Source organism: Pseudomonas sp. (assembly GCF_026224925.1).
Lineage (GTDB): Bacteria > Pseudomonadota > Gammaproteobacteria > Pseudomonadales > Pseudomonadaceae > Aquipseudomonas.
In genome coordinates, this window is sequence record NZ_JAMFRV010000252.1 from 1 (window position 1) to 6,112 (window position 6,112).

The 6,112-nt window shown below is 56.8% G+C and carries 7 protein-coding genes; 3 read left to right on the forward strand and 4 right to left on the reverse strand.

From position 1 onward, the window contains the following. The 3 genes from M0974_RS11030 to M0974_RS11040 all read right to left on the reverse strand — a co-directional run. On the reverse strand, positions 1–459 hold a 459-nt coding region (locus M0974_RS11030), incomplete at its 3' end, for an IMP dehydrogenase (protein WP_297836168.1). 131 nt (positions 460–590) lie between these two features. Next, positions 591–1,139 carry a sugar ABC transporter ATPase gene (locus M0974_RS11035; protein ID WP_297836170.1) on the reverse strand — a complete coding sequence of 183 codons (549 nt, stop codon included), beginning with the start codon at positions 1,137–1,139 and terminating at the stop codon, positions 591–593. A 57-nt stretch (positions 1,140–1,196) separates the two neighbouring features. Beyond that, the gene (locus M0974_RS11040) at positions 1,197–1,988 is read right to left on the reverse strand and encodes a sulfite exporter TauE/SafE family protein (RefSeq protein WP_297836177.1); all 792 of its coding nucleotides are present in this window, start codon (positions 1,986–1,988) and stop codon (positions 1,197–1,199) included. Positions 1,989–2,231: 243 nt separating this feature from the next. Here M0974_RS11040 and xseA point away from each other — a divergent pair, with 243 nt between their 5' ends. Together xseA and M0974_RS11050 are read left to right on the forward strand one after the other, a co-directional pair. Then, a complete protein-coding gene (xseA, locus tag M0974_RS11045; RefSeq protein ID WP_297836179.1) occupies positions 2,232–3,611 on the forward strand; it encodes an exodeoxyribonuclease VII large subunit in 1,380 nt (459 codons plus the stop codon). Positions 3,612–3,630: 19 nt separating this feature from the next. Next, positions 3,631–4,473, forward strand: a complete 843-nt coding sequence (locus M0974_RS11050; RefSeq protein WP_297836172.1) for a peptidoglycan DD-metalloendopeptidase family protein — start codon at positions 3,631–3,633, stop codon at positions 4,471–4,473. 27 nt (positions 4,474–4,500) lie between these two features. Here the strand turns inward: M0974_RS11050 and M0974_RS11055 are convergent, their stop codons facing one another. Then, on the reverse strand, positions 4,501–4,827 hold the full coding sequence (locus M0974_RS11055; RefSeq protein ID WP_297836173.1) for a hypothetical protein: 327 nt from the start codon (positions 4,825–4,827) through the stop codon (positions 4,501–4,503). Between the two features lie 364 nt (positions 4,828–5,191). On the opposite strand from M0974_RS11055, the gene M0974_RS11060 reads away from it, so the two are divergent. Beyond that, positions 5,192–6,112, forward strand: a 921-nt coding sequence (locus tag M0974_RS11060) for a 2-isopropylmalate synthase (protein ID WP_297836175.1), incomplete at its 3' end; no start/stop codon positions are given.

Sequence of the window (6,112 nt, forward strand, 5' to 3'; positions counted from 1 at the left end):
CGTCATCACTTCGCGAACGGGAACGTCCAGACGGTTTTCGAAGCGCACGTCACGGGAGGTCACGATGCCGACCAGGTCGCCATTGTGCAGAACCGGAACGCCGGAAATGTTGTGCAGACGGGTCAGTTCGAACAGGTCACGAACCGTGGCATCTGCCTCGATGGTGATCGGGTCTTTGACGACGCCAGCTTCGAACTTCTTGACCTTACGCACTTCGGCAGCTTGCTGCTCGACGGTCATGTTCTTGTGGATAATGCCGATGCCGCCTTCCTGAGCCATGGCAATCGCCAATCGGGCTTCGGTAACGGTATCCATTGCAGCAGAAACCAGCGGAATGTTGAGCTCGATGCCACGTGTCAAACGTGTCTTCAAACTAACTTCGTTAGGAAGTACCTCGGAATAACCGGGCACTAAGAGAATGTCGTCGAAGGTTAGAGCTTCTTGGCTGATACGCAGCATGCGGGGGCTCCCGAGCGGGAAATTGGAAGCGCGCCATTATACCCAGACAGGCCCGTCGGCTCAATGTAAACCTCAGGCTATTATTTATTCATCTGAAATACGACCAATTGTAGGTGGGTGCGTGCTTGCGACTAGAGCTCGACCTTGACCCAGGCCACAGGGCTGTCGAGCCAATCGGCGAATTCGTCGATGAAACTCTGCTTGAACCCGGCTTCAGCCCAGTTGTTGAAAATAAAGCCCAGATTGGAAAATGCGCAGGGCTGCAAGAACAGGAATCCGTTGATGTCATCTTCGTGCCCGCATTCCGGGCAGACGAAGTTGTCGGTGCGCCCAGGCATCCAGTCTTCAAGACTTTCGAACAGCGCTTCGCCGACTTCTTTACGGCACTCGGCACAACCTGCTTCTTCGAGAAAACCTTTGGCCGGGGTATAGATGCAGCGGTGGGTGATGATTTCCAAACCGTTGACCGGTTCGTTGAACGGCAAGGCTTCAGGGTGCAGCACAACGCTAGAAGCACCCGGCGCAATGGCGTGGGCCATGCGATTACCGCTCCGGCCGCAGGTAGTTGGCGCTTCTTCGATAATATTTTTGCGCACCAGCCAACGCACGATAGCCCGCGCCCGGGGTTCGTGAACCGCCAGCGTGGATATCTTCGGGACGATGATGCTTTGCGAGTTCATGGTGCTGCCTGCTGTGACGCGTGAGAACCCGCCAGCTTAATCCCCCGCGAGGTCAGGTCAAGTGCCAGCTGATAAAGAAATATAACGGCCAATCAACGCAATGCCGCTGGCCAGAACCAGCCAGGTGATCAAACGGACAAACGCTTCTCGGGATAGCTTATTGGTCAGCGAACGGCCGATCCAGGAGCCTAACGCCATCATCGGAAACAGGCACGCCGCCAGTAATAATAACGAAGCATCGGCGTATACCCCCGCCAACAGAAACAAGCTCAAACGAACGATGGTGCTGCAACTGATCAGCGCCGCCTGGGTCGCTCGCACCTGTTCCTTAGACGCTAGACGACTGTTGAGGTAGATCGCATATAAGAAGCCGCCGCTGCCGAACAGTGCACCGAACAGCCCGCCCACGGTACCCATCGGTATTGCCCAGCCTGCCGCGAGTTGGGTCGGGCGAATTTTGACCAACAGGCTGTACAGCGCATAGGCGGTGATAAACAGCCCCATCGATAACAGCAACACATTGGATTTCAGGTTCAGCAGAAACACCACGCCCAGCGTGCACCCTATGGCCATGCAGGGCAGCAAGCGCAGCAGTTCGGTTTTCACGAGGGATTTGCGCGAAGGCAGCAGATTGCCGAACGCGGCAATGAAGTCCAGCAGCACCAACAACGGGATGATCCGTGACAGCGGCATAAAGTTGATCAGAACCGGTCCGGCGATCAGCGCAGTACCGAATCCGGCAATGCCGAACACGATATACGCCGCACTCACACCCAAGCCGATCAACAGCCAATCAAGCGGCGTGAAGGCCAGGTGATTGAACAGCGTGGCGATATCGGGGAAGACCATTGGTTCACGTCCATGAGTGCTGAGGGCGCTGACTGTAGCAAAACTGTAGGGGCTCAGCACCAAACCGAAATTCTGTAGACCGAACTTGTTCGGGAAGCAGGCAACGCGGTCTCTCTGTCGCACCGCAGCGCTCCCTTCGCGAACAAGTTCGCTCCCACCAAAATGTGGCGCTGCCGAAGTTCGCGACCGGATTTTCGATTGGCTTGGTTCAGCGTCCCGCCCGCGCCGTGTATCATGCCCCGCATGATTAAAGACCCCTTCGCAAGACTCGGCCTCGACCGGGAAGTCCTCACCGTCAGCCAACTGAACGGCCGTGCGCGCGTGCTGCTGGAGGATGTATTCAGCAATATCTGGGTGGAGGGCGAAATCTCCAATCTGTCTCGTCCGGCTTCCGGCCACGTGTATTTCACCCTTAAGGACAGTGGCGCCCAAGTGCGTTGTGCGCTGTTCCGGCAGAATGCGGCGCGGGTTCGCCAGGTGTTGAAAGACGGGCTGGCCGTTAAAGTTCGTGGCAAGGTCTCGCTGTTTGAAGGTCGAGGTGATTACCAACTGATTCTCGACACGGTTGAGCCCGCAGGCGAAGGTGCGCTGCGCCAGGCCTTCGATGCCCTGAAAGAGAAACTCAGTGCCGAAGGTTTGTTCAGTGCCGAACGTAAAGTGCCGCTGCCGCTACACCCACAGCGCATCGGCATTATCAGCTCGCCTACGGGCGCGGTGATTCGCGACATCATCAGCGTGTTCCGCCGCCGCGCTCCTCAGGTCCGGCTGACGTTGATCCCCACTGCCGTGCAAGGCCGTGAGGCTATTGCGCAAATCGTGCGTGCACTCAAGCTTGCCGACGCCCGTGGGTTTGACGCCTTGATCCTCGCCCGAGGCGGCGGCTCTCTGGAAGACTTGTGGTGCTTCAACGAAGAAGCAGTGGCCCGGGCGATTGACGCGTGTGTAACGCCTATCGTCAGCGCCGTCGGACATGAAACCGATGTCTCGATCAGCGATTTTGTGGCCGACGTACGCGCCCCAACCCCTTCGGCCGCAGCAGAACTGCTCGCGCCGGACTCCAGCGATCTGCATCGCCGGGTGGATAGCCTGAAACGCCGTTTGGTGGCGCGGATTCAAGATCGACTAATGCGCGACCGGCTGCGTCTGGAAGGGATGTCTCGACGCCTGCGCCATCCCGGCGAACGTCTACGACAACAAGCGCAGCGCCTGGATGACCTGGACATGCGCCTGCGCAGGGCTTTCGAACAGCACGCACACAAGCGCGCGGTACGCCTGGCACACCTTGAAACCCGTCTCGCCGCCCAACATCCGGGCCGTACCCTGGCCTTTTTGAAGCAGCGGCTGGACGGTTTGTCTGAGCGCTTGCCTCGGGCCATGCGGGAAACGTTGAAAACCCGGCGCTTACAGCTGCAAAGCCAAGTGCAGACGTTAAACGTAGTCAGCCCGCTGGCAACGCTGAGCCGTGGGTACAGCATTTTGTTGGATGAACGCGGCCACGCCATTCGTAGTGCCGAGCAAACCCATAACGGTCAGCGCTTAAGGGCGAAACTGGGCGAAGGTGAATTGCACGTGCGGGTCGAAGATAACCATTTGGCACCGGTCACCCTGTCGCTGTTGGACTGACCTTTTGGATGTGAAAGCAATGCTGCGTTTTATTGCCCCGATTGTTGCCCTGTTGCTCGCCGTGCCGGCCCATGCGGCTTCCGACAGCTATATAGCGCGGCTGCTGAACAAGCCCGTGCCCGGTGGCGTCGCGGTGGTTGATCTCGGCCCCAGCACGCAAACGCCACAGGCCAGCTATCAGGGCAAGCCGGTGTTAGTGGTCAGGCAACAGGACGCGCGCTGGGTGGCAATTATTGGCGTGCCATTGACGATCAAACCCGGCAGTCAGCAAATCACTGCAAAAACCGCCAGTGGCACTCGTACCCTGCCCTTTACCGTCGGAACCAAGGCCTACCCTGAGCAGCACATCACGTTGAAGAATCAACGTCAGGTCAATCCGAACCCCGCAGACTTGAAACGCATCGACGGCGAGCTGGCCGAGCAGATCCGCGCTTATCGCAGCTTTTCGCCGGGTACGCCGAGCAACCTCGCGCTGGACAAGCCGGTGAACGGGCCGCTTTCCAGTAAGTTCGGCGTAAGGCGCTTCTTTAATGGCGAAGAGCGCAATCCTCACGCAGGGCTGGATTTTGCAGTGCCGGCTGGCACGCCGATCAAATCGCCAGCGGCGGGCAAGGTGATCTTGATCGGCAATTACTTCTTTAATGGCAACACGGTATTTGTCGACCACGGCCAGGGATTCATTAGCATGTTCTGCCACATGTCGAAGATCGACGTGAAGGTTGGCGATAACGTGCCGCGCGGCGGCGTGGTGGGTCGCGTCGGCTCCACTGGCCGCGCAACCGGTCCGCATATGCATTGGAACGTTAGCTTGAACGATGCACGGGTTGATCCGGCGATATTTATTGGGGCGTTTCAGCCTTGATTGCGCTTTCCAAATGAGCGCAAGCCATCAGTGTTTCTGTGCCCTCCAAGAGCTAACCAGTTCCTGAGCATCTTCACTGAATTCAGCCAACTCCTGCTCAGTTAGAAGATTTTCAGCAAAATAGGTAATCAAGTGATCCGAAGCGTTGGTACGTGAGAATCTCACTTGATCAAAGACTCTACTCACCTCCTTCATGGCGGCTCGTACGGTTTCCAACGTGTCAATCACCGCCTCGCGATGACTCTTTTCCTCTGCATTCAACGTGCTCTGAAGATGGAAAAAAATACGGTCATACATCCGCTCTACCGCTAATGGCCGTAGTTTGCTCAGCACCTTCCAGTCAGATTCTTGCATTTCCTCATCCCCTTGATTTTGCTTGTGCAGGCATATTATCAAGACAGCGCGTACATCTAATTGCTCAGCGCGCTGGCATCACGCAATAACCCCGCATCCGAAGGGTAAATCACGCAATAAAAATCGATTAACCTCCCACTTCTGAGATTTTCTATCAATTTTTCGCCAGTGCTTGCCAATATTCACCCCAGTGAGTACGGTTAGCAGCATGAAAACTCCTCACACCCTCATTCTGTTGCGCCAACATAGCTGCCTCAGCCTGGTCAGTGCACGACTGCCACGCTAATCGCTATGCCTCAACACGCCCTTCTGTCGTTTCAACGGTAGGCCGCCTTTTTCCGGCCCGTACACAAAAGGATTTCCCATGACCATGCTCAACGATCCGTCGACCAAGTACCGCGCGTTTCCAACCATTGATCTGCCTGATCGTACTTGGCCGTCAAAGACTATTACTACAGCGCCTATCTGGTGCAGCTCCGACTTGCGCGACGGTAACCAATCGCTGATCGAGCCGATGGATGCGGTTAAAAAGCTGCGTTTCTGGAAGACTCTGGTTGCAGTCGGCGTGAAGGAAATCGAAGCGTCGTTCCCGGCTGCATCGCAGACCGACTTTGATTTCGTGCGTACGCTGATCGAAGGCAATCACATCCCGGATGACACCACCATTCAGGTGCTGACCCAAGGCCGTGAAGACTTGATCGCGCGTACTTTCGAATCCCTGCGCGGCGCGAAGAAAGCCATTGTTCACCTGTATAACGCCACCTCGCCTTCCTTCCGCCGTATCGTCTTCAACCAAGACAAAGAAGGCGTGAAAGAAATCGCGGTGAGCGCTGCCAAGCTGTTCGTCAAGTTTGCCGCCGAGCAGCCAGAGACGCAGTGGACCTTCGAATACTCGCCGGAAACCTTCAGCGCCACCGAACTCGATTTCGCCAAAGAAGTCTGTGATGCGGTCATCGAAGTCTGGAATCCAACGCCGCAGAACAAGGTCATCCTTAACCTGCCGGCGACCGTGGAAGTGGCGACGCCTAACATTTACGCCGATCAGATTGAATGGTTCGGCCGTCATATCAATCGCCGTGACAGCGTGTTGATCAGCCTGCACACCCACAACGACCGTGGCACTGGCGTTGCGGCTACCGAGTTGGGCCTGATGGCGGGCGCCGACCGAGTTGAAGGCTGCCTGTTTGGTAATGGCGAGCGCACCGGCAACGTCGATCTGGTCACAGTGGCACTGAACCTGTACACCCAAGGCATCAACCCTCAGCTGGACTTCTCCGACATCGAC